Here is a 22,769-nt window from a genome sequence, read left to right as displayed (position 1 = left end):
CACAACCGGTTAACACGAAGCCTGTTGTAAGTGGGCTGTTGTGGCGAGCAGGCTTGCCCTGCGTTGGGCTGCGAAGCAGCCCCAAAAACAGACGCTGAGTACTTTCAGCAAAATTGCCGTGCCTTTACTGGGGCCGCTTCGCAGCCCAACGCAGGGCAAGCCTGCTCGCCACAGGAGAAATTGGCTGCCTTCAAAAGTTGTGTAGATACCTATGCTCATCGCGGGCAAGCCCGGCTCCCACCTTTGGAATGCATTCCAGTGTGGGAGCTGGCTTGCCTGCGATGCAGGCGCCTCGGTGTTACTGCCCGCTGCGCATCAGCTCTTTAGGCACATACTTGCCAATCTCAAACTTGCCAATCGCCGCACGGTGCACTTCATCCGGGCCGTCGGCCAGGCGCAGGGTGCGTTGCATGGCGTACATGTAGGCCAGCGGGAAGTCGTTGGAAACACCGGCGCCACCATGGATCTGAATCGCCCGGTCAATCACCTTCAAGGCCACGTTCGGCGCCACGACCTTGATCTGCGCGATTTCGCTTTTCGCCACTTTGTTACCGACGGTGTCCATCATGTACGCCGCTTTCAGGGTCAGCAGGCGCGCCATGTCGATTTCCATCCGCGAGTCGGCGATCTTGTCGATATTACCGCCCAGGCGCGCCAATGGCTTGCCGAACGCGGTGCGGCTGACGGAGCGTTTGCACATCAGTTCCAGCGCACGCTCGGCCATGCCGACGGAGCGCATGCAGTGGTGTATGCGGCCTGGGCCAAGGCGGCCCTGGGCGATTTCGAAGCCACGGCCTTCACCCAGCAGTACGTTTTCATACGGCACACGCACGTTGTCGAACAGTACTTCAGCGTGGCCGTGGGGTGCGTCGTCGTAGCCGAACACCGGCAGTGGTCGTACGATTTTTACCCCTGGCGTGTCTACCGGCACCAGGATCATCGAGTGCTGCTGGTGGCGCGGCGCGTCCGGGTTGCTCAGGCCCATGAAGATCAGGATCTTGCAGCGTGGGTCGCAGGCGCCGGAGGTCCACCACTTCTTGCCATTAATCACCCACTCATCGCCTTGACGCTCGGCGCGGGCGGCCATGTTGGTGGCGTCGGATGAGGCCACGTCCGGTTCGGTCATGGCGAACGCCGAGCGAATCTCGCCGCGCAGCAGCGGTTCGAGCCAGCGTTGCTTCTGTTCTTCATTGGCGTAACGCACCAGCACTTCCATGTTGCCAGTGTCGGGGGCGGAACAGTTGAACGGCTCCGGGCCCAACAGCGAGCGGCCCATGATTTCGGCCAATGGCGCATATTCGAGGTTGGTCAGGCCGGCGCCCAGCTCGGATTCGGGCAGGAACAGGTTCCATAGGCCTTCGGCTTTGGCACGGGCTTTGAGCTCTTCCATGATCGCGGTGGGCTGCCAGCGGTCACCTTCGCTGACCTGGCGTTCGAACACCGGCTCGGCCGGGTAAACGTAAGCGTCCATGAACGCAGTGACGCGTTCACGCAGTTCCTGAACCTTGGGCGAATAGGCGAAATCCATGAGCAGCTCCCTTCTCTGAGAGGTTGTTTAGGTCATGCAATCGATGCTAGAACAGCGCTGATAATTTACCTAGCCTATTCTCGGCGTGTATTAACATTCATCACCGATATATGATCGGCGTATGAGCACCTGATAAATCGCCACCTGAAAATAAGAGCGCAACGACATGAATCTGAGCAAGGTCGACCTCAACCTGTTTATCGTCTTCGACGCGATCTACACCGAAGCCAACCTGACCCGCGCCGGGCAGATCGTTGGTATCACCCAGCCGGCGGTATCCAACGCCCTGGCCCGCCTGCGCGAAACCTTCAACGACCCGCTGTTCGTGCGCACCGCGCAAGGCATGGTGCCCACGCCCATGGCGCAGAACATCATCGGCCCGGTGCGCAACGCGTTGTCGTTGCTGCGGGTGTCGGTGCAGGAAAGCCGAATTTTCAACCCGCAACAGGCGGCCAAGACTTATCGCATCAGCATGACCGACCTCACCGAGGCGGTGATTCTGCCGCTGCTGTTCCAGCGCCTGCGCCGCCTGGCGCCGACCGTGGTGATCGAGAGTTTCTTGTCCAAACGCCGCGAAACCACCAAGGAACTGGCCGCCGGGCGCCTGGACTTCGCCGTGGACGCACCGCTCAACACCGACCCGCAAGTGCGCCACGTCAAACTGATGGAAGATCGCTATGTATGCGCCATGCGCAAGGGCCATCCGATGGCGGGCAAGGACAAGTTCACGCTGGATGACTACCTGTCGCTGACTCACATTCATATCTCCAGCCGCCGCAACGGCCTGGGCCACGTTGACCTGGCGCTGGGCAAGATGGGCATCCAGCGCAAGATCGCCCTGCGTTCCCAGCATTACCTGATGGCTTCGCAAGTGTTGCAGCAGACCGACATGGTGATGACCGTGCCCGAACGCTTTGCCCGCCGCCATGAGCTGCATTGGTTCAACCTGCCGGTCAACGATGTGCCGCCGGTGGAAACCCACCTGTACTGGCACGAAAGCACCGACCAGGACCCGGCCAACCGCTGGATGCGTGAGCAGATGATCGAGTTGTGCCAGCAAGTCACCGCGCACGAAAAGAAACTGGATGGCAAGCAAGCTTGAGTTCTGGTGAGCAGGTTGGTTGTAGTAAGCAGGCTTGTTGTGGCGAGCAGGCTTGCCCTGCGCTGGGCTGCGCAGCGGCCCCAAAACCAGACACCGCGTTTCTGCCTGGAAAAATGAGTTGTCTTGATTGGGGCTGCTTCGCAGCCCAGCGCAGGGCAAGCCTGCTCGCCACAGGATAAGTATCCATCCAGGCTATTTGCTTGACGTAAACGTCAACCTGCCTTTAGCTTAGCGCCAAGACCTTCTTGAGCGCCACCATGAGCACGACCTACAGCATCTCTGACCTCGCCCGCGAGCTCGACATCACCACCCGCGCCATTCGTTTCTACGAAGAACAAGGCCTGCTGGCCCCGGAGCGCCGGGGCCAGGAGCGCATCTACTCGGCGCGCGACAAGGTCAGCCTCAAGTTGATCCTGCGCGGCAAGCGCATCGGTTTTTCCCTGGCCGAATGCCGTGAGCTGATCGAACTCTACGACCCCACCAGCGGCAACCACATCCAGCTCAACAGCATGCTGGCGAAAATTGCCGAGCGCCGTGAGCAGCTCGAGCAACAGATGCTTGATATCGAACAGATGAAGCTGGAACTGGACACCGCCGAAGAGCGCTGCACCCAGGCGCTGGCGCAGACCATGAACCCGGTTGGTCCATAAACACAAGGTAGCTGCCCATGTCTCTCCCCTCTTATGTGCGCCTGGTGGAAGTCGGCCCGCGCGACGGTTTGCAGAACGAAGCCCAACCGATCAGCGTGGCCGACAAGGTTCAGCTGGTGGACGCACTCAGCTCAGCCGGCTTGAGTTATATCGAAGTCGGCAGTTTTGTCTCGCCCAAATGGGTGCCGCAGATGGCCGGCTCCGCCGAGGTGTTTGCGCAGATCCAGCGCACGCCCGGCGTCACCTACGGCGCGCTGGCGCCAAACCTGCGCGGCTTTGAAGATGCGCTGGCGGCTGGCGTAAAGGAAGTCGCGGTATTTGCGGCGGCGTCCGAGGCGTTTTCGCAGCGCAATATCAACTGCTCCATCAGCGACAGCCTGGAGCGCTTTGCGCCGATCATGGCGGCCGCCAAGCAACACGGCATCAGCGTGCGCGGCTATGTATCGTGTGTGTTGGGTTGCCCTTACGAAGGCCAGATTGCGCCGGAACAAGTCGCCGCAGTAGCACGTGAGTTGTATGCCATGGGCTGTTATGAAGTGTCGCTGGGCGACACCATCGGCACCGGTACCGCAGGCGCCACACGACGGTTGTTCGAAGTGGTCGGCGCGCAGGTGCCACGGGACAAGCTGGCTGGGCATTTCCATGACACCTATGGCCAGGCAATCGCGAATATCTACGCCAGCCTGCTCGAAGGCATCACGGTGTTCGACAGCTCTATTGCGGGCCTGGGCGGCTGCCCTTACGCCAAGGGCGCCAGCGGTAACGTTGCCACCGAAGATGTGGTGTACCTGCTCAATGGTCTGGGTATCGACACCGGTATCGATCTGGAGGCATTGATTCGTGCAGGCCTGCAGATCAGTAACGTGCTGGGTCGGCCGACGGGTTCGCGAGTCGCCAAGGCACGTAACGCCGGTTGAGTAGCTTAGCCGTGACAATGTGTTACCGCACGCATACACATCGAGTAACACGGGAACATATTTTGTCGAATTTGCCGTAGGCAATACCCTACACAAAAATTAAACCATTGATTTTAAATGACTTTTAAAAGTTGGCACGGCTCCTGCTATCTCTATGGCATAACAAGAATAAAAAGCGCCAAACCTAATAAAAATAAGACGAAACGACTCTGACATAACAAAAACAACACGGCAGAGACGCAGCTAACAGATTTTTTTGAAGAAGATGTGCTTCGCAGGGTACGGCGTGCCGACACCCGCAACCGGTTAGAGAAAAATAAAACTACCTCAGGTAGCTGCCACTGGTTGGATCGTTAACGAAGAAGCAGATCAGCGTTCAAAAAAATACGTTTGCTCTTGATCCCGGATGGGGGTCGCAAAAAAACAGCGGTAAAGGGTAACGGTTGCCAAAAACAACAATAGACCGCCCCTCAATAATAAAAAAAGAGCACGCAACGACAAATTAAAGGGGACCTTCAGGTCCCCTTTGTGCTTTATGTGGGAGCTGGCTAGCCAGCTCCCACATGAGCCTGTGCTGTCAGTTGGATTGGGTTCGCAGCTCCTCGATCGAAATTTCGCGCATGCGAAACTTCTGGATCTTGCCCGTCACCGTCATCGGAAACTCATCCACGAACTTGAAGTGCTTGGGCGTCTTGAAGTGCGCAATGCGGCCCTTGCACCAGGTTTGCAGCTCCAGTTCGTTGGCCACATGGCCGGGATGGAATTTGACCCAGGCAACGATCTCTTCGCCGTAACGCTCATCCGGAATGCCAATGATCTGCACATCGGCCACCGCCGGGTGAGTGAAGAAAAACTCCTCCAGCTCGCGCGGGTACACGTTCTCACCGCCACGAATGATCATGTCCTTGTTGCGCCCGGCGATGCACACGTAGCCGTGTTCATCCATGCTCGCCAGGTCGCCGGTATGCATCCAGCCTGCGTCATCAATCGCGTCGCGGGTGCCTTCGGGGTTGTTCCAGTAGCCGAGCATCACGCTGTAGCCACGGGTGCAGAGTTCACCGATCTGGCCACGGGGCACGGTGTTACCGGCCTCGTCGATAATTTTGTTTTCGAGCTGGGGCTGGGTGCGGCCAACGGTGGTGACGCGCCGCTCCAGGTCGTCATCGGCGCCGGTCTGCAATGACACCGGGCTGGTTTCGGTCATGCCATAGGCAATCTGCACTTCGCCCATGTGCAACTCGCTGATGACCCGACGCATCACTTCAATGGGGCACGTGGCGCCGGCCATGATGCCGGTGCGCAAGGTGGCCAGGTCGAATTCGCTGCGACGTGGGTGATCCAGCAGCGCAATAAACATGGTCGGCACGCCGTACAGGCCGGTGGCGCGTTCCTGCGCGACGGCGGTGAGCGTCAGCAGCGGGTCGAAACCGTCATTGGGGTAAATCATGGTGGTGCCGTGGGTGATACAGCCGAGGTTGCCCATGACCATGCCAAAGCAGTGGTACAGCGGCACCGGGATCACCAGGCGGTCCTGCGCGGTGAGGCCCAGGCTTTCGCCGACCATGTAACCGTTATTGAGGATGTTGTGGTGACTGAGGGTGGCACCCTTGGGGAAGCCCGTAGTGCCGGAGGTGTACTGGATGTTGACGGCTTGATCGAAGTGCAGGCTGGCTTGGCGACTATAAAGCTGCTCGGGCGGGATGCCAGCACCGAGGGCCGCCAATTGCGACCAGGGCATAAATCCCGCTGGCGGGCTGGGGTCCAGGCTGATGAGGCCGCGCACGTCGGGGTGCAGTCCCTGCAACATCGCGTGGTAATCGGAGCTCTTGAACGAGCCGGCACACACCAGCCATGCGCAGCCGGACTGTTTGAGTACGTAGTCCAATTCGCTGCTGCGGTAGGCCGGGTTGATATTCACCAGGATCACCCCGAGCTTGGCGCTGGCTATTTGAGTGATGCACCACTCGGCACAATTCGGCGCCCAGATGCCCAGGCGATCGCCGGTTTGCATGCCCAGGGCCATGAATGCGCGGGCGTGCAAATCCACCGTCTCGGCCAACTCCCGCCAGGTGTAACGGCGTTGCTGATGGCGCACCACCAACGCTTCGCCATCGGGGTAGTGCGCAACGGTGCGATCGAAAGCCTGACCGATGGTCATGGCCAGCAAGGTCTTGTCCTGGGAGCCACGGCTGTAGCTCGGGTGCGGTTGATCCATAACGACCCCTGTTGTCTTTTTTGTAGGTTGACGTAAACGTAAACTACGATTGACAGCGCCGTAACGCAAGCTTACGTTAACGTAAAGGTGAGCGCCCTCCCTCGCGCCCCACCCACACAACAACAAAGCTCACATTAAGGTGCCTGTCCATGAGTTACCCGTCCCTGAACTTCGCCCTCGGTGAAACCATCGACATGCTGCGCGACCAGGTGCAGTCGTTCGTGGCGAAGGAGATCGCGCCCCGCGCGGCGCAGATCGACATCGACAACCTGTTCCCTGCCGACCTGTGGCGCAAGTTCGGGGACATGGGCCTCTTGGGCATCACCGTGCCGGAAGAGTACGGCGGCGCCGGCCTGGGTTACCTGGCGCACGTGGTGAGCATGGAAGAAATCAGCCGTGGTTCGGCGTCAGTGGCGCTATCCTACGGCGCGCACTCCAACCTGTGCGTCAACCAGATCAACCGCAACGGTAATCACGAACAAAAACTCAAGTACCTGCCCAAGTTGATCAGCGGCGAGCACATCGGCGCCCTGGCCATGAGCGAACCGAATGCTGGCTCCGACGTGGTCTCGATGAAGCTGCGCGCCGACAAACGTGGTGACCACTACGTGCTCAACGGCAGCAAGACCTGGATCACCAATGGCCCCGACGCCAACACCTACGTGATCTACGCCAAGACCGACCTGGAAAAAGGCCCTCACGGCATCACCGCGTTTATCGTCGAGCGCGACTACAAAGGCTTCAGCCGCAGCAACAAGTTCGACAAGCTGGGCATGCGCGGCTCCAACACCTGCGAACTGTTTTTCGATGACGTCGAGGTGCCCGAAGAAAACATCCTTGGTGTGCTCAATGGCGGCGTCAAAGTGCTGATGAGCGGCCTGGACTACGAGCGCGTGGTGCTCTCGGGCGGCCCGACCGGGATCATGCAAGCGTGCATGGACCTGATCGTGCCCTACATCCATGACCGTAAGCAGTTCGGCCAGAGCATCGGCGAATTCCAGCTGATCCAGGGCAAGGTCGCCGACATGTACACCCAGCTCAACGCCAGCCGCGCCTATCTCTACGCGGTGGCCCAGGCCTGCGAACGTGGCGAAACCACGCGCAAGGACGCCGCCGGGGTGATCCTCTACAGTGCCGAGCGCGCCACGCAAATGGCCCTGGACGCGATCCAGATTCTCGGCGGCAATGGCTACATCAATGAATTCCCCGCCGGGCGCCTGTTGCGTGATGCCAAGCTGTACGAAATCGGTGCTGGCACCAGTGAGATTCGGCGGATGCTGATCGGTCGCGAACTCTTCAACGAAACCCGCTGAAGGAGCGCCCCCATGGCCACCTTGCATACCCAGCTAAACCCGCGTTCAGCGGAGTTCGCCGCCAACAGCACGGCGATGCGCCAACAGGTCGACGCCCTGCACAGCCTGCTCGCCCATGTGCAGCAAGGCGGCGGCGCCAAGGCCCAGGAACGGCACACCTCGCGCGGCAAACTGCTGCCCCGTGAGCGTATCAACCGCTTGCTCGACCCTGGCTCACCGTTCCTGGAACTCAGCCAACTGGCGGCTCACCAGGTGTACGGCGAGGACGTGCCCGCCGCTGGCGTGATCGCCGGAATCGGCCGTGTGGAAGGCGTCGAATGCATGATTGTCGCCAACGACGCCACGGTCAAAGGCGGCTCGTACTACCCGCTCACGGTAAAAAAACACCTGCGGGCCCAGACCATCGCCGAGCAGAACCGCCTGCCGTGCATTTACCTGGTGGACTCCGGTGGCGCCAACCTGCCGCGTCAGGATGAGGTATTTCCTGATCGCGAACACTTCGGGCGGATCTTCTTCAACCAGGCCAACATGAGCGCCCAGGGCATCCCGCAAATCGCCGTGGTGATGGGCTCCTGCACCGCCGGTGGCGCCTACGTACCCGCCATGGCCGACGAAGCGATCATGGTGCGCCAGCAAGCCACGATCTTCCTCGCCGGGCCGCCGCTGGTAAAAGCCGCGACCGGCGAAGTGGTCAGCGCCGAAGACCTGGGCGGTGCCGATGTGCACTGCAAGATCTCCGGCGTAGCCGACCACTATGCCGACAGCGATGAACATGCGCTCGCCCTGGCCCGACGCAGTGTGGCCAACCTCAACTGGCGCAAGCAGGGTCAGTTAGTGCAACGCCCGCCGGTGGCGCCGTTGTACAGCAGCGAAGAACTTTATGGCGTGATCCCGGCCGATGCCAAGCAGCCATTTGATGTGCGCGAAGTGATCGCGCGGCTGGTGGATGGCTCGGTATTCGATGAGTTCAAGGCGCTGTTTGGCACCACGCTGGTGTGTGGTTTTGCGCACCTGCACGGCTACCCGATTGCGATCCTGGCCAACAACGGGATTCTGTTCGCAGAAGCCGCGCAAAAAGGCGCGCACTTTATCGAACTGGCCTGCCAGCGCGGGATTCCGTTGCTGTTCTTGCAGAACATCACCGGGTTTATGGTCGGCCAGAAATACGAAGCCGGCGGCATCGCCAAGCACGGCGCCAAGCTGGTCACGGCGGTGGCCTGCGCCAAGGTGCCCAAGTTCACGGTGATCATCGGCGGCAGCTTTGGTGCCGGTAACTACGGCATGTGCGGCCGCGCCTATGACCCGCGCTTTTTGTGGATGTGGCCGAACGCACGCATCGGTGTGATGGGCGCCGAACAGGCCGCCGGCGTGCTGGTGCAGGTCAAGCGTGAACAGGCCGAGCGCGCGGGCAATGCGTTCAGTGCCGAAGAAGAAGCCGCGATCAAGCAGCCGATTCTCGACCAGTACGAAACCCAGGGCCATCCCTACTACTCCAGCGCACGTTTGTGGGATGACGGTGTGATTGACCCGCAGCAGACCCGTGACGTGCTGGCGCTGGCGTTGTCCGCCGCGCTGAATGCCCCCATCGAGCCGAGCCGCTTCGGCGTGTTCCGCATGTAAATGGAGCTGTACCCCATGAGCAATTTCAACACCCTCGAACTGGTCACCGACAGCCGTGGTTTTGCCACGCTGTGGCTCAGTCGTGAAGCCAAGAACAACGCGTTCAATGCGCAGATGATCCGCGAGTTGATCATCGCCCTCGACCAGGTGCAGGCCGATGCGTCCCTGCGTTTTTTAGTGTTGCGCGCACGTGGCAAGCACTTCAGCGCCGGCGCAGACCTGGCCTGGATGCAGCAATCGGCCGAGCTGGATTACCACACCAACCTGGACGACGCGCGCGAGCTGGCCGAGTTGATGTACAACCTGGCCAAGCTGAAAATCCCGACCCTGGCAGTGGTGCAAGGCGCAGCCTACGGGGGCGCGCTGGGCTTGATCAGTTGCTGCGACATGGCGATTGGCGCCGATGACGCGCAGTTCTGCCTGTCGGAAGTGCGCATCGGCCTGGCACCGGCGGTGATCAGCCCGTTCGTGGTACAGGCCATCGGCGAGCGGGCCGCGCGGCGCTATGCGCTGACGGCCGAGCGTTTTGGCGGCCAGCGTGCGCGCGACATTGGCCTGCTGGCGGAAAGTTACCCGGCCACCGAGCTGGATGCGCAAGTGGAACTGTGGATCGCCAACCTGTTGCAAAACAGCCCGGCTGCCATGCGCGCCAGCAAGGATTTGCTGCGCGAAGTCGGCAACGGCGCCCTCACCCCGGCGCTGCGTCGGTATTGCGAAAATGCTATCGCGCGGATTCGCGTCAGCGCCGAGGGCCAGGAAGGCTTGCGCGCGTTCCTGCAAAAACGCCCGCCCAGCTGGCAAGCGCAGGAGCCACGTTCATGAGCACACTGACCACTGTGCTGGTGGCCAACCGTGGCGAAATCGCCTGCCGGGTAATGCGCACCGCCAAGGCGATGGGGTTGACCACCGTGGCGGTCCACAGCGCCACCGACCGCGATGCGCGCCATAGCCGCGAGGCCGACATTCGGGTTGACCTGAGTGGCAGCAAGGCCACCGACAGTTACCTGCAGATCGACAAACTGATCGCCGCCGCCCAAGCCAGTGGCGCCCAGGTGATCCATCCGGGTTACGGCTTTCTGTCGGAGAACGCCGGCTTTGCTCGTGCGATTGAAGCCGCCGGTCTTGTTTTCCTGGGTCCGCCCGCCTCGGCCATCGATGCCATGGGCAGCAAATCGGCGGCCAAGGCGCTGATGGAAACTGCCGGGGTGCCGTTGGTGCCGGGTTATCACGGCGCGGACCAGGACCTGGAAACTTTCCGCGATGCCTGCGAACGTATCGGTTACCCGGTACTGCTCAAAGCCACGGCAGGTGGTGGCGGCAAGGGCATGAAGGTGGTCGAGGACGTCAGCCAGTTGGCCGAAGCCCTGGCCTCGGCCCAGCGTGAGGCGCTGTCGTCCTTCGGCAATGGGCAAATGCTGGTGGAGAAGTACCTGCTCAAGCCACGCCACGTGGAGATTCAGGTGTTTGCCGACCAACACGGCCATTGCCTGTACCTCAATGAGCGCGACTGTTCTATTCAACGTCGCCATCAAAAGGTGGTGGAAGAAGCACCCGCACCGGGCTTGAGTGCCGAGCAGCGTAGAGCCATGGGTGAGGCGGCCGTGCGTGCGGCCCAGGCGATCGGCTATGTGGGCGCCGGCACCGTGGAGTTTTTGCTGGACGCGCGTGGCGAGTTCTTCTTCATGGAGATGAACACGCGGCTGCAAGTGGAGCATCCGGTGACCGAGGCGATTACCGGCCTTGATTTGGTAGCCTGGCAGATTCGTGTGGCTCAGGGTGAACCGCTGCCGATCACTCAGGATCAGGTGCCGTTGGTGGGCCATGCGATTGAAGTGCGCTTGTATGCCGAAGACCCGGCCAATGATTTCCTGCCAGCCACCGGGCACCTGGCACTGTACCGCGAATCTACGCCAGGCCCGGGGCGCCGTGTGGACAGCGGCGTAGCACAAGGCGACAACGTTTCGCCCTTCTACGACCCGATGCTAGGCAAATTGATTGCCTGGGGTGAAGACCGCGAACAGGCGCGCCTGCGGTTGTTGAGCATGCTCGATGAGTTTGCGGTCGGCGGAGTCAAGACCAACCTCGGCTTTTTGCGGCGCATCATCGGCCATCCGGCGTTTGCGGCGGCTGAACTCGATACCGGGTTTATTCCGCGCTATCAGGATGAACTGCTGCCAGCACCTGGTGCTTTGAGCGATGAGTTCTGGCAGGCGGCAGGGGCGGCGTTTATGCAGAGCCAGCCCGCCGGTGAAGGCCCGTGGGCGGATAACCGAGGCTTTCGTGCCGGGTTGCCGAGCGACGTGTCGTTGCACTTGAGTTGCGCCGGGCAGGACCGGCTGGTGAAGCTGGTAGCGGGCACTGCGCAATTGCGCGGCGAGCAACTACTGATCGAACACCATGGCGTGCGCCGCGCTTATCTGGCGGTACGCAGCGAAGGCATCCTGTATCTGCGCTGGGACGGCCAGATGCAGGCCGTCAGCTTGTATGACCCGATTGCTGCAGTCGAGGCCAACCAGACTCATCAAGGCGGCCTCACAGCGCCGATGAACGGCAGCATCGTGCGGGTGCTGGTAGAAGTCGGTCAACACGTGGAGGCTGGCACTCAGCTGGTGGTGCTCGAGGCCATGAAGATGGAGCACAGTATCCGCGCGCCTCACGCCGGGGCGGTCAAGGCAGTGTTTTGCCAGGAAGGCGAAATGGTCGCCGAAGGAAGCGCCCTGGTGGAACTTGAGACCACGGACTAGAACTTCGCCGTGGCTTGCACCACGACCCCGAGGATTCGGCACGCATCGGTGAAAAGCTGCTTGGGATAAGTCGGATTGAGCGGCACCAGGTAAAGCTGGCCGCTCTCTTCCATCAATTGGCGAAAGGTCGCCTGGGTGCTGTCGGCCCATTGCGCAACCACCAGCTTGCCGGGTTCGGGCTCGATGGCCGGGTCCACCAGAATCATCATGCCCGCACCGATGCTCAGGCCGCTGGGCGCGGTCATGGCATCGCCCGTTACGGGCAGCCAGAAGGCTTCGCCCTGGGCATGGTAATCGCTCAGTTCGAAACGGGCCGCGCCGTAGGTCGGGCGCTCTTCGCGGATTTCGCAGACGCCTTTCCAGTCGCTGACCGGGTAGCGGAAATACGGGTTGTAGTGTTTTTCCAGCGCGGGTGTTGGGTCGGCCTTTTCGCGAATCTCCAGCGCGACTTCCAGATAGCCGAGCCCCAGCTCGTCCAGCACCCGGTTCATGTCTGCAAGACTGGGCACGCGGCGCTTATTGAGCCAATGACCGACGCCGCCCTGGGACATGCCCAAGCGTTCGGCCAGTTCATCCTGCGTGACCTTGCGGTCTTTCATGTTGGCTTTGACCAACGCTATCCAGTTGTCCATGGAGCCTGACCATACGTTGCGCAATTGCCACGACAATAAACAGTTTGTAGTAATCCATCAAATGACATAAATACGATTCGTATTACTATCAGGTGCAGGTTTTCAACGTCCAGCCAGAGTAATCGCCCTCATGATGACCCTCCCGAATCACCTGCCTTGCACGCCCGAAACCGACGAACTGCTGACCCTGCGCAGCAGTGGCGCCGCGCAACGGGCACTCGACTATTACCTGAAAGAAGATGTGTCGGCGCCCACGCCTGACGCCGCGTTTTTCGACATCAGGCCCGGCATCAGCCAGGAAGACGCCCTGGTGCACGCATCGGACCTGCTACGCAGTGCGGCGGCAGCCGCCTATGAATCAGCAAGCAACCGGCAGGGCAACCAGCGGGACCTGGCCTTTTCGGTGGTGTATTTGATTGATATGGCCAAAGCGATGGTGGAACAGGCAGTGCAGGTGCCTGCTGCCCAGGCGGACGCCTGACAGGCACGTAAGAAAAATATTTCTATCACACGGATAAAAACATTTGACTTGCAAATGATAATGATTATTATTGGGCTCAGCTGATCGCGAGATCAGTCGATAGACCAAGGGACCTTAGGTCGGACTCTTGGAATATCTCCTCATCAGGCTAATCACGGTTTTTGACCCGGCTCTTTGGCCGGGTCTTTTTTTTGCCAGTTTTTCTGGCGTGGCTTCAGGCTAATGAAGACTGTGTGTTGCTTGATGGCGCGCATGGTAGCAAAAGAGCATCGCCAAAAGAAAGCCGATCGAACGCTCTAGCCCGGAACTTTGCGAAATAGCGCTTGAGAATCAATCTCATAGAATCTAAGCTGCCTCGGCGTCAAGGACGACGCCCCCTTCCCCGTGCAACAATTTTGCACCAAGATTTTGCCTCACTCCTGTGTAAGATATCTGCCACAACAATCCTACGCAGGCAGCCAGCCCATGACAGTGGCCTTGACCTCCATCAAGATCAGCACCGACTTCGACAGCGGCAACATCCAGGTCCTGGATGCCAGCGACGCTTATCAGTTGTTGCTGGCGATCAAACCCGATACTCGCAGCGCACATTTCCAATGGTTCCACTTCAAGGCCGAAGGCATGCATGTGGGCCATACCCACACCTTCCGCCTGAGCAACGCCAGCCATTCGTCATATAAAAATGCCTGGAGTGGTTACAACGCCGTGGCGTCCTACGACCACGTCAACTGGTTCCGCGTGCCCACGCGTTTTGATGGCGATACATTGCACATCAGCCTGCAAACCCGCGAGAAGCAAGCCTGGTTCGCCTACTTCGAACCGTATAGCCGTGAGCGTCACGACTGGCTGATCGAACAGGCCCTGAACCGCGCCGGTACCCAACTGCTCGCCACCGGCAAAAGCGTCGAGGGCCGTGATATCCAGCTGCTACGCCGCGGCAAAGGTGGCGAAGGCCAGCGCAAGGTGTGGATCATCGCCCAGCAGCATCCCGGCGAACACATGGCTGAATGGTTTATGGAAGGCGTCATCGAGCGCCTGCAACAGGACGGTGATGCCGAGCTGAAAAAACTCCTGGCCGTCGCCGACCTGTACCTGATCCCCAACATGAACCCCGATGGCGCCTTTCACGGGCACCTGCGCACCAACGCCATGGGCCAGGACCTCAACCGTGCCTGGCAGAACGCCAGCGAGGCGCTCAGCCCGGAAGTGCTGTTCGCCCAGCAGCAGATGGAGAAATACGGCGTCGACCTGTTCCTCGATATCCATGGCGATGAAGAAATCCCCTACGTCTTCACCGCAGGCTGCGAAGGCAACCCCGGTTACACCCCGCGTATCGAAGCGCTGGAAAAACACTTCCGCAGGCACTTGAGCGCCCTGACCCGCGATTTCCAGACCACCCACGGCTACACCCGCGACCTGCCGGGCGAAGCCAACATGACCCTGGCCTGCAATGCCGTTGGCCAGCAATACGACTGCCTGTCGCTGACCCTCGAGATGCCCTTCAAGGACAACGACGACGCCCCCAACCCGAAAACCGGTTGGTCCGGTGAGCGCTCCAGGCAACTGGGCAAGGACGTGTTGAGCACCGTGGCCGATATCGTCACCACCCTGCGCTGACCCGCCCTGCCCCCCGGCATCAGCCTTTGGTGCCGGTCATGCTTTGCAGCACACCGTCGCGACGAATCAACCCGTGAAACAGCGCCGCCGCCAGGTGTAACAGTACTGTCAGGAACAACAGGTAGGCCAGGTAGCCATGGGCCTTGCGCAGCAGCGCAAATAACGGTGCATTGGCCGCTACCAACGCCGGCAATTGCACCGAACTGCTGAGCATCACCGGGTCACCGGCCGCCGAAATCATCGCCCAGCCCAGCAGCGGCAGCACCAGCATCAACGCATATAACACGACATGGGACGCTTTGGCGGCCAGCACTTGCCACAGTGGCAGGTCAGCCGGCAACGGCGGCTGACGGGTGGAAAAGCGCACCACCAGCCGCACGATCACCAACGCCAAAATCGCGATACCCAGTGGCTTGTGCAGATGAATCAGCCACTCGTGACGCTCCGACACCGACGCCGCCATGCCCGCGCCGATAAACAACATGGCAATGACCATCAACGCCATCAGCCAATGCAGCAGGCGGGCCAGAGGCGCGAAAAACCGTGGTTGGGCATTCATGGTTTCGACTCCTGAGGGGCACTGTGCAGCGGGCTGACTTCGCCAGCGCGGCGTACGTAGGAACTGGCATAAGCCGCCGAGCGTGCAGCCAGCAGCGGGTCATTGGAGGCTTGGATACCGCTGGGCAGAATCAGCGGGTCAAAGTTGATATCGCGGCAATCGCCGTCAGCCTGCGGTTGGCTGCTTTGCAGCACCAGGGTGCCGGCGTTGAGCACCTTGTGCTCGCCGGTCCAGGCTTTGCTGGCGTCGTCCAGCGGATCGCCGGGGTTGGCCAGGGTCAGGTTCAGCTGCCAACGCAGCGGCCCGGAAGCCAGACGCTGCACCAAATCCTTTTCGAGAAAGTCAGCGCCAGGCGGCGCGGTGTCACCCGTCGCATCCTGGCTCTGTGGCACTACGCCCCAACGCACCGCCTGGCGCTGGCCATCGGCGTTTACCAGGTAAAAGGCATTGATGCCGTTGTAGGTTTCGGTCGCGTAACTGGCCGAGGGCTTGGCGGTCTTGACCCACGCCAGGAACGGCGCCGTCTCGGGGTGCGCGGCAAAAAACGCCGGCATACTGGCCGGGTTCGGCTTGCCGGTGGCCGGCTCGGGTGCGCCGGCCTTGAGCATCTGGTAAAACGCCTCAGGCGTGCCCACCGGGAACACCGGCATGCTGTTCATCCCCGTACGCCATTGCTGGCCGTTGGCCTGGCTGAACTGCACCGCGAAACTGCGGATCGGCACACTGCTGTCCGGCGCGTAGGGGTTGCCGCTGGGCAAGGCGAATCGGCCGATCACCGGGGTTTTCGCCGCGCTGAACACCTGGGCACTGGAGTAAGCGCGCGCCTCGGGGCTGCTCTCGAAGTAACCGGCCACACACACGCCCTTGGCATGGTTACGCCGAAACCCAGGGTGTACACCGTTATTGGTTTCCAGGGCATTGACCAGGGTTTTGGGACGCAGGCGCTGTGGGTCAAGCGTGCCGTTGACGTAGGCGAATGCCCCGGCAACAACCGCCACTACACTGCCAATACACGCCAACCTGACTAACAAACTGGCGGTACTGAGGGGCGTACGTGGCGGCGATGAGTGATCTACCATGAAAAACTCCAGGGCACGTGGCCACAGGGAAAATGAACTATGAGACGAATCCCACGTAGGTCTATTCCCTTTTCACTGTAGTTTTTTCAGAGCAGATGCGTTGCCAAACCGAGCGTTCTTCTAAACCGCGTTGAAGACTGCCGGGCGCTTGTTTATAAACGCCTGCATTCCCTCCTGTTGATCCGGCGTCGCGAACAGCCCATGAAACAGTCGGCGCTCCAGGCGCACGCCATCGTGCAACCCAAGTTCCAAGGCTTGCTCAACCGCCTCCCGCGCCGCCCGCGTGGCGGTGCGCGAGAACCCGGCAATCTGTGCAGCCACCGCCAGCGTCTGCTCCATCAAGTCTGCCGCCGGGTACACACGCGACACTAACCCGGCCTGGAGCGCCTCTTGAGCCATCATCGGCCGTCCGGTCAACACCATGTCCATGGTCTTGGCCTTGCCGACCAGCCCGGTCAAGCGCTGGGTCGCACCCATGCCCGGAATAACGCCCAGTTTGATTTCCGGCTGGGCAAAGGTCGCCGTATCGGCGGCGAAAATCATGTCGCACATCATCGCCAGCTCACAGCCGCCGCCGAACGCATAGCCGGCCACTGCGGCAATCGTTGGCGTGCGCCGGCGGGTAAAGGCTTCCCAGCCGACGAAGTAATCCTCGTCGAGCATGTCCAGGTAGGACTTGGTACTCATCTCCTTAATGTCGGCCCCAGCGGCGAAGTATTCAGGCGTGCCGGTGATGACGAAACAGCCGACCTGCGGGTCCTGGTCCAGCACTTCCAGACGGCTGATCAACTCCGTCATCAGCGCCGAACTCAACGCATTCTTGACCTGGGGGCGATTAAGCCTGACCAGTACCACTCGACCATGACGTTCTATTAATACATTCATAAAAACCTCTGCTGATTAATGTTGTGCCTCAATGCCGCCGTTTCAGGAATCCCAGATCGCGCCATAAGCCGGTATGCCACGGGCTTCCATTTCATGCACCACGCGCTCGGTCAACGCCTGGTTGGCGATACAGATCACCGCTTCTGCACCGAAGGTTTGCACCGCGCCGTAGGCCAATTGCACCAAGTCCGGTTTACCACGCTCATCGGTGTCCCAGATCAATGCCCCGGGCTGAGCACGCAGGATTTCGTCCACCAGTTCATCGCCATACGTTTTGCGCGGGCTGCGGGTAGACCAGATCAACTGGATCGGCACTTGGGCGGCCAGCAAATGCGGCATGACCGGGCCGATCCCACTGCCGGTGGCGATATACACCACTGACTTGAACAGGGTTTCCACATTAGCCACGCCCGCCGTGGTGATGCCTTTGACCCACACGTGGCTGGGCAGGTCTTCGATGAAGCGCCCAGTCCAATCGCCCGCACGCGATATGATCAGGCGAAACCCCGCCGCCTCTGGTGCAGGAATATTGGCAAACGAATGCCACTCCAGCAGAGGGTTGCGGCTGATCGCAGTGGATGAACCGGCGAACGGCGTGGTGTGCTTGAAGCGCGTAATCACCGCATGCCCGGAAGGCCGTGTGTGTTCAACGGCGACCTTGCGCAGACGCAACCATGGCAGGGCAATGCTCAGCGTCAGCAGCACCAGCATCCAGAATGATCCACTGTGTAATAAGCTGGTCGAAGTCTCGCTGGACGCCAGTAACGTCAACGCCCAGAACAGTAACAGCGCGCTCCAGCCGGCAAACCGATGGACCCGCTCGAAGCCATTATGGAATCGGCTGCGAATCCACGGCTGCGCCATGCTCACCATCAACAGCAACAGCCCGAGCAACACACCCGTGAGCCACAACCAGGCTGACGACACGCTATCGGGCTGGCGCAGATAGCGTGCAACCTGAACGCCGACCATCGCTATAAACCACGCGGTCGCCGCCAGGGCCGCGCCACTGTGCAGCCCGCCGAAGTGGTAAACCTTGGCCACGCTGCGCCGCACACGCAACGGCCAGGTAACTGGCACACGGGTTGCCAGCCAGAACAGTGCATTGATCAGGTAATGCTGACGAATCAGGATGGCCAGCGACAGGTTGATCAGCACCATGTCCGAAAGCCTTTCAACCGTAATGGCAGCAAAATCGACCGCCAACAGTACAAACACGGCATTAACCAACAACACCAGTGCCACCAGGCGGTTGTAGTAGGAAAACACCGGCAGTGCAGTCCAGCGACGCCACAACGCCGGTTTGGGTGGCACAACGGCACGGGTCAGTGCATCAAGCATGGCGAGCCACCTCGGCCGCGAATGCCTGTTGCAGCAACAAGGCCTTGTCGATTTTGCCCCTGGCGGTCAGCGGAAAAGCCTCCACCGCGTAGATGGATGTCGGCACGCAGTAGTAGGCCAGGCGCTCCTGGCAGCGGGCTCGGCACGACTCGACGTCGGCACTGACGGGCGAGACGAAAGCCACCAGGTTACGGCTGTCCAGCTTCAAAGTGACCGCCCGCATGCAGCCATCGCCCGCCTCCAGGGCCGTAGACACAGCGTCCAGTTCCACACGAAAGCCACGCACCTTCACCTGATCATCGACGCGCCCCAAGTGTTCCAGTTGACCGTCTGCCGTCCAGCGCCCCAGGTCCCGCGTGCGAAACATCATTGCGTCACCGCCCATAAAAGGGTCCGGGCGATAGCGCTCCTGGGTCAGCTCGGTATTGTTCAAGTAACCGGCCGTTACCCCGACGCCGCCGGCCCACATTTCACCGATCTCACCCAGTTCACAGGCGCGACCGTGTTCGTCGAGGACATACACGGTGTTATTCGGAGTCGGTTTGCCGATGGTCAACAACGTGCCGGGCACATGCCGGTGCAACGTGTTGACGATGGTGGTTTCGGTAGGCCCGCAGCCGTTGTAGAACGTGCAATGTTCGGCCCAACGCTCGGCCAGCGCTTGAGAACAGGGCTCACCTGCCACCGCAACCACCTTCAGGTCAGGACACTGCGCCGGGTCAAGGTTCGCCAGTATCGAGGGGGTGGCGATCAGCACGTGGCATTGCGCAGCGGTTTGCGCAATGTCTTTATCACGAATCAGCAAGGTCGCCCCATGGGCCAAGCAACCGAGGATTTCCCAGGCGGCCATATCAAAGCCGATATTGAGGATTTGCCCCACGTTACGACCCGGCGCCATGCCCATCTGCCCCGGCTGCGTGAGCAAGATATTGCACACGTTGCGGTGGCTGACACACACACCGTTGGGCCGCCCGGTCGTGCCGGAGGTGAACAGCACGAAACACAGGTCATCGGTGTCGGCAGCGGCGAACACCTGAGTGTTGTCCTCGGCGACCCAGGGCTCTTCGGCCAGGAACGTGTCCAGGCATACACTGCGCTGCGTCGCATCGGCCGGCAGGCGATCGGCCAGGTTCGACAAGGTCATAATCACCGGACTGGTCAACGACTCCAGCACCATGCCCAATTGCAGCGTCGGCACGATTCTGGCGTCTTGAGGCACATACGCAGCGCCCACCTTCAACACCGCCAGAAGCCCTACCAGCATGGGAATCGAACGCTCGACAAACAGCCCCACTGTGTCGCCGCGCTTCACGCCCAGATCAATCAGGCGCACGGCCAATCGATTGGCTTGACGGTTGAGTTGTTCATAACTGATACGCTGTCCCGCCCACACCGCCGCAATCGCTTGTGGCGTCAACGCCGCTTGCACCTCGATGGCCTGGTGTACGCGGTCGTGGCCCGGCTTGGCCGATGGCCCGCCCCCCCATTGTTCAAACACGATCCGCTGCGCGGCAGGTAAGTGAGCCAGCGCGGGGCGGCGATAAAACTGTTTATCGGTCGGAGAAATGGTCATGCCTGCACCCTCATCAATTAACCGCAGAAATTGTTCGCGGTTGTTACGAGGGTTGATTGAGGTGTGGGAGCGGTATTACAGGCCCGAGTGCATTGCAGATATCCCCTACAAAAGAGCGCAATCTTCCTATAGTTATTGATGGAATAACCTACGTCGGCCGGCGTCTTCCTCTGCACAATTGACCAGAACCCACGCCCATGCACGAACTCGACGAACCGTTACGTGAACTCATCCCCAGGCTGCGACGTTTTGCCGTGTCCCTGACGCGTAACGCCAGCAGCGCCGACGACCTGGTGCAGTCCACGCTCGAGCGGGCGCTCATCAGCTGGGCCGACAAACGCCTGGAAGGCGACCTGCGCGCCTGGCTGTTCTCGATCCTCTACCGCCAGTTCCTCGACGCCCACCGGCGCAGCCGCCGTTATGCACGCATGCTCGAATTCTTCACCGGCCGTGACGATGCACAACCCTCGGTGGAGCGCACAGTGATGGCCCAATCGACCCTGCACGCCTTCGACCAACTCAACACCGAGCAACGTGCACTGCTGCTGTGGGTGTCGGTCGAAGGGTTAAGTTACAAGGAAGTCGCCGAGATCCTGGCGGTACCGGTAGGCACCGTGATGTCGCGCCTGTCCCGTGCGCGCCAGGCCTTGCGTCAACTCAGCGAAGGCGAAATTACCAGCCCTGCCCTGCGGATACTCAAATGATCAGCCTGCCCCCCAGCGAACACGATTTGCATGCCTACGTCGATCACCAACTGCCCGAGAGCGACCGCCGTGTGCTTGAAACCTGGTTGGCTGCCCACCCTGAAAGGGCCGCCCAGGTACATGCCTGGCAACAGGATGCACAAGCCCTGCGCGCCGCCTTGAGCGGAACCTTGCAGCAACCGGCCAACCCCGACCTCGACCCGGCACTGATTCGCCAACGCATTCGGCATCAATCGCGCCGCCACCTGGCCAGCGCCGCCGTGCTGCTGATCGCAGTCTGCCTCGGCGGGCTTGGCGGTTGGCACGCGCGCGAAGCGACCCAACCATCGATGTTGCCGATGGCCGACGCCATGCAGGCGTTTCGCCTGTTTGCCCAGGAGGGCATCATGCCCGCCGACTTCAGCACCGAAGATGGCGGCACTATGCAAGCCTGGCTGGATCGCTATTTCAACCAGGCCCATCGCCTGCCCGATTTGAGCCAGGCCGGTTTCAAGCCCGTGAGCGGGCGCCTGCTCACCACTGAGCAAGGTGCGGCGGCGATGGTGTTGTACGAGGATCAGCAAGGCCATCGCATCAGCTTTTACATCCGCCCACCGGGACCGGAAAACGGCTTTTTGCCGCGCGGCAGCCGCAGCGAAGATGGGTTGCAGGCCGATTACTGGTCCGGTGGAGGGTACAACTATGCGATGGTCAGCCCGGTGGATCAGGCGGCTACGCACTTGCTCAAGTTCTAGAGGATCAAGACCGGCTTTTGTGGGAGCGGGCAAGCCCCCACATTTTGACCGCGTGGACCTTCAACGGACGCGGCGTTAAAAGCCCACATCCAGCACCACATTATCAATGTAGGTGCCGCCCGGCGGCGTGGCTTGGTCAGTGTAGATCTTGGCGTTGTAGTTGAACACTTGGCTGCCGGTGCCCAGGCCGTTGCCGGGGTTGATCTCGGCCGAGGAACTGGCCCGCCGTGCTGCGCCCACACTGCCCCAGCGCGTGGTGCCGGCACTCATGAAGATGTCGTAGGCCAGGAAGTTACTGCCGGAAATCATCCGCCGCCGTCCCCCCACGCTCACCGGGTTCTGCCCATCACTGAGGCCGACGGTGTAGGCACTGCCCTTGGTGCAGGCCACACTGGCCTGGCCGTTGACGGTGGCGAAGGCGCTGACCACCGGCGCACTGCCGAACGCAATCGGCGGCGTGGTGATCTGGCAGTCGTTGACCACCGTCATGCTGACGTTCAAGGTCGTGGTGCCGTTGTTGATCTCACGGCCCAGACAGGCCCCAGCAATACCAATGCCCGAGCAATAGTTCCAGTTCCAGAAAATACTCAGGGTTTCGCTGTACACCCCCGACGCCACGTTGCTGCCAAGGGTGGTGGCGAAGTACAGCGGCACGACTTTGGTGCCCGGCCCGAACACCAGGCCAAGGGAGGCGGCAATGCCGCCACTGCCGCCAAAATCGAACGCGGTGCCGCGTGTCATCGGGAACGCCGTGGTGTTGTTGGCATAGATCGTATAGTTGATGACATCACCGGTCGGCCCCACCAGGCCACCTTGGGGCGAACCACTGACGGTCGCGTAAAAATGGTCATTGGAGGCCAACACCGACAATAGCGCCGGCGTGCAGCTGAAGCCGGCATTGGTGGTCGAACTGGGCTGAGAGGTGGTGCGCACGGTCATCGAACTCACCGTCGTGCCAAAGCTGGCCGGTACGCTGGCCACCACCGAGCACACGGCCTGCACCTGCGCCGACACGCCCAGGCTTGCCAGCAACAGGCACCGCAACAGCCATTCCTTGACCCGCACACGCACACTC

20 protein-coding genes are annotated in these 22,769 nt (G+C 60.8%); 11 read left to right on the top strand and 9 right to left on the bottom strand.

Annotation, left to right across the window (positions count from 1 at the left end; all coding sequences use genetic code 11):
* Nucleotides 1–298: 298 nt before the first annotated feature.
* Nucleotides 299–1,528 (bottom strand): acyl-CoA dehydrogenase, encoded by a 1,230-nt coding sequence (locus GIW28_RS09445; RefSeq protein ID WP_058420935.1) that lies wholly within the window; start codon nucleotides 1,526–1,528, stop codon nucleotides 299–301.
* A 166-nt stretch (nucleotides 1,529–1,694) separates the two neighbouring features.
* Here GIW28_RS09445 and GIW28_RS09440 point away from each other — a divergent pair, with 166 nt between their 5' ends.
* The 3 genes from GIW28_RS09440 to GIW28_RS09430 all read left to right on the top strand — a co-directional run bounded on the left by GIW28_RS09440 (nucleotide 1,695) and on the right by GIW28_RS09430 (nucleotide 4,197).
* A complete protein-coding gene (locus GIW28_RS09440) occupies nucleotides 1,695–2,630 on the top strand; it encodes a LysR family transcriptional regulator (RefSeq protein WP_017136514.1) in 936 nt (311 codons plus the stop codon).
* Nucleotides 2,631–2,887: 257 nt separating this feature from the next.
* Nucleotides 2,888–3,280 (top strand): MerR family transcriptional regulator, encoded by a 393-nt coding sequence (locus GIW28_RS09435; RefSeq protein ID WP_017136513.1) that lies wholly within the window; start codon nucleotides 2,888–2,890, stop codon nucleotides 3,278–3,280.
* A 17-nt stretch (nucleotides 3,281–3,297) separates the two neighbouring features.
* A complete protein-coding gene (locus GIW28_RS09430; RefSeq protein WP_099550045.1) occupies nucleotides 3,298–4,197 on the top strand; it encodes a hydroxymethylglutaryl-CoA lyase in 900 nt (299 codons plus the stop codon).
* A 577-nt stretch (nucleotides 4,198–4,774) separates the two neighbouring features.
* Here the strand turns inward: GIW28_RS09430 and GIW28_RS09425 are convergent.
* Nucleotides 4,775–6,412 (bottom strand): AMP-binding protein, encoded by a 1,638-nt coding sequence (locus GIW28_RS09425; protein WP_236448232.1) that lies wholly within the window; start codon nucleotides 6,410–6,412, stop codon nucleotides 4,775–4,777.
* 149 nt (nucleotides 6,413–6,561) lie between these two features.
* On the opposite strand from GIW28_RS09425, the gene GIW28_RS09420 reads away from it, so the two are divergent.
* From GIW28_RS09420 to GIW28_RS09405, 4 genes are read left to right on the top strand one after another with little or no spacing between them, the layout of a single operon-like run.
* A complete protein-coding gene (locus GIW28_RS09420) occupies nucleotides 6,562–7,725 on the top strand; it encodes an isovaleryl-CoA dehydrogenase (protein WP_017136510.1) in 1,164 nt (387 codons plus the stop codon).
* Nucleotides 7,726–7,737: 12 nt separating this feature from the next.
* On the top strand, nucleotides 7,738–9,345 hold the full coding sequence (locus GIW28_RS09415) for a carboxyl transferase domain-containing protein (protein ID WP_017136509.1): 1,608 nt from the start codon (nucleotides 7,738–7,740) through the stop codon (nucleotides 9,343–9,345).
* A gap of 15 nt (nucleotides 9,346–9,360) precedes the next feature.
* Complete coding sequence (locus tag GIW28_RS09410; protein ID WP_236446010.1) at nucleotides 9,361–10,167, top strand: gamma-carboxygeranoyl-CoA hydratase; 807 nt, start codon at nucleotides 9,361–9,363, stop codon at nucleotides 10,165–10,167.
* Nucleotides 10,164–12,089: an acetyl/propionyl/methylcrotonyl-CoA carboxylase subunit alpha gene (locus tag GIW28_RS09405; protein ID WP_236446008.1), complete on the top strand. Its 1,926-nt coding sequence runs from the start codon at nucleotides 10,164–10,166 to the stop codon at nucleotides 12,087–12,089. The genes GIW28_RS09410 and GIW28_RS09405 overlap by 4 nt, the downstream gene beginning before the upstream one ends.
* Here GIW28_RS09405 and GIW28_RS09400 read toward each other — a convergent pair.
* On the bottom strand, nucleotides 12,086–12,721 hold the full coding sequence (locus tag GIW28_RS09400) for a LexA family protein (RefSeq protein WP_017136506.1): 636 nt from the start codon (nucleotides 12,719–12,721) through the stop codon (nucleotides 12,086–12,088). The genes GIW28_RS09405 and GIW28_RS09400 overlap by 4 nt on opposite strands.
* 130 nt (nucleotides 12,722–12,851) lie before the next feature.
* Here GIW28_RS09400 and GIW28_RS09395 point away from each other — a divergent pair, with 130 nt between their 5' ends.
* Together GIW28_RS09395 and GIW28_RS09390 are read left to right on the top strand one after the other, a co-directional pair.
* The gene (locus GIW28_RS09395) at nucleotides 12,852–13,202 is read left to right on the top strand and encodes a DUF6124 family protein (protein ID WP_017136505.1); all 351 of its coding nucleotides are present in this window, start codon (nucleotides 12,852–12,854) and stop codon (nucleotides 13,200–13,202) included.
* Between the two features lie 465 nt (nucleotides 13,203–13,667).
* Nucleotides 13,668–14,819, top strand: a complete 1,152-nt coding sequence (locus GIW28_RS09390) for a M14 family metallopeptidase (protein ID WP_099550041.1) — start codon at nucleotides 13,668–13,670, stop codon at nucleotides 14,817–14,819.
* 19 nt (nucleotides 14,820–14,838) lie between these two features.
* Here the strand turns inward: GIW28_RS09390 and GIW28_RS09385 are convergent, their stop codons facing one another.
* The 5 genes from GIW28_RS09385 to GIW28_RS09365 all read right to left on the bottom strand — a co-directional run bounded on the left by GIW28_RS09385 (nucleotide 14,839) and on the right by GIW28_RS09365 (nucleotide 20,256).
* A complete protein-coding gene (locus GIW28_RS09385) occupies nucleotides 14,839–15,378 on the bottom strand; it encodes a cytochrome b (RefSeq protein ID WP_099550040.1) in 540 nt (179 codons plus the stop codon).
* The gene (locus tag GIW28_RS09380; RefSeq protein ID WP_138453619.1) at nucleotides 15,375–16,457 is read right to left on the bottom strand and encodes a catalase family peroxidase; all 1,083 of its coding nucleotides are present in this window, start codon (nucleotides 16,455–16,457) and stop codon (nucleotides 15,375–15,377) included. The genes GIW28_RS09385 and GIW28_RS09380 overlap by 4 nt, the downstream gene beginning before the upstream one ends.
* A 120-nt stretch (nucleotides 16,458–16,577) precedes the next feature.
* On the bottom strand, nucleotides 16,578–17,342 hold the full coding sequence (locus tag GIW28_RS09375) for an enoyl-CoA hydratase-related protein (protein WP_017136500.1): 765 nt from the start codon (nucleotides 17,340–17,342) through the stop codon (nucleotides 16,578–16,580).
* 42 nt (nucleotides 17,343–17,384) lie between these two features.
* On the bottom strand, nucleotides 17,385–18,683 hold the full coding sequence (locus GIW28_RS09370; protein ID WP_099550039.1) for a hypothetical protein: 1,299 nt from the start codon (nucleotides 18,681–18,683) through the stop codon (nucleotides 17,385–17,387).
* Nucleotides 18,676–20,256 carry an amino acid adenylation domain-containing protein gene (locus tag GIW28_RS09365; protein WP_017136498.1) on the bottom strand — a complete coding sequence of 527 codons (1,581 nt, stop codon included), beginning with the start codon at nucleotides 20,254–20,256 and terminating at the stop codon, nucleotides 18,676–18,678. The genes GIW28_RS09370 and GIW28_RS09365 overlap by 8 nt, the downstream gene beginning before the upstream one ends.
* Before the next feature lie 197 nt (nucleotides 20,257–20,453).
* Here GIW28_RS09365 and GIW28_RS09360 point away from each other — a divergent pair, with 197 nt between their 5' ends.
* Complete coding sequence (locus GIW28_RS09360) at nucleotides 20,454–20,960, top strand: sigma-70 family RNA polymerase sigma factor (protein WP_017136497.1); 507 nt, start codon at nucleotides 20,454–20,456, stop codon at nucleotides 20,958–20,960.
* Complete coding sequence (locus GIW28_RS09355) at nucleotides 20,957–21,694, top strand: anti-sigma factor family protein (RefSeq protein ID WP_017136496.1); 738 nt, start codon at nucleotides 20,957–20,959, stop codon at nucleotides 21,692–21,694. The genes GIW28_RS09360 and GIW28_RS09355 overlap by 4 nt, the downstream gene beginning before the upstream one ends.
* 75 nt (nucleotides 21,695–21,769) lie before the next feature.
* On the opposite strand, the gene GIW28_RS09350 is transcribed toward GIW28_RS09355, so the two are convergent.
* Nucleotides 21,770–22,759, bottom strand: coding sequence for a Csu type fimbrial protein (locus tag GIW28_RS09350; protein WP_236446006.1), 990 nt, complete (start codon nucleotides 22,757–22,759; stop codon nucleotides 21,770–21,772).
* Between the last annotated feature and the right edge of the window lie 10 nt (nucleotides 22,760–22,769).

The sequence above is a fragment of the Pseudomonas sp. PA-5-4B genome, assembly GCF_021606215.1.
GTDB lineage: Bacteria > Pseudomonadota > Gammaproteobacteria > Pseudomonadales > Pseudomonadaceae > Aquipseudomonas > Aquipseudomonas edaphica.
This window is presented reverse-complemented; position numbering and strand designations above follow the sequence as displayed.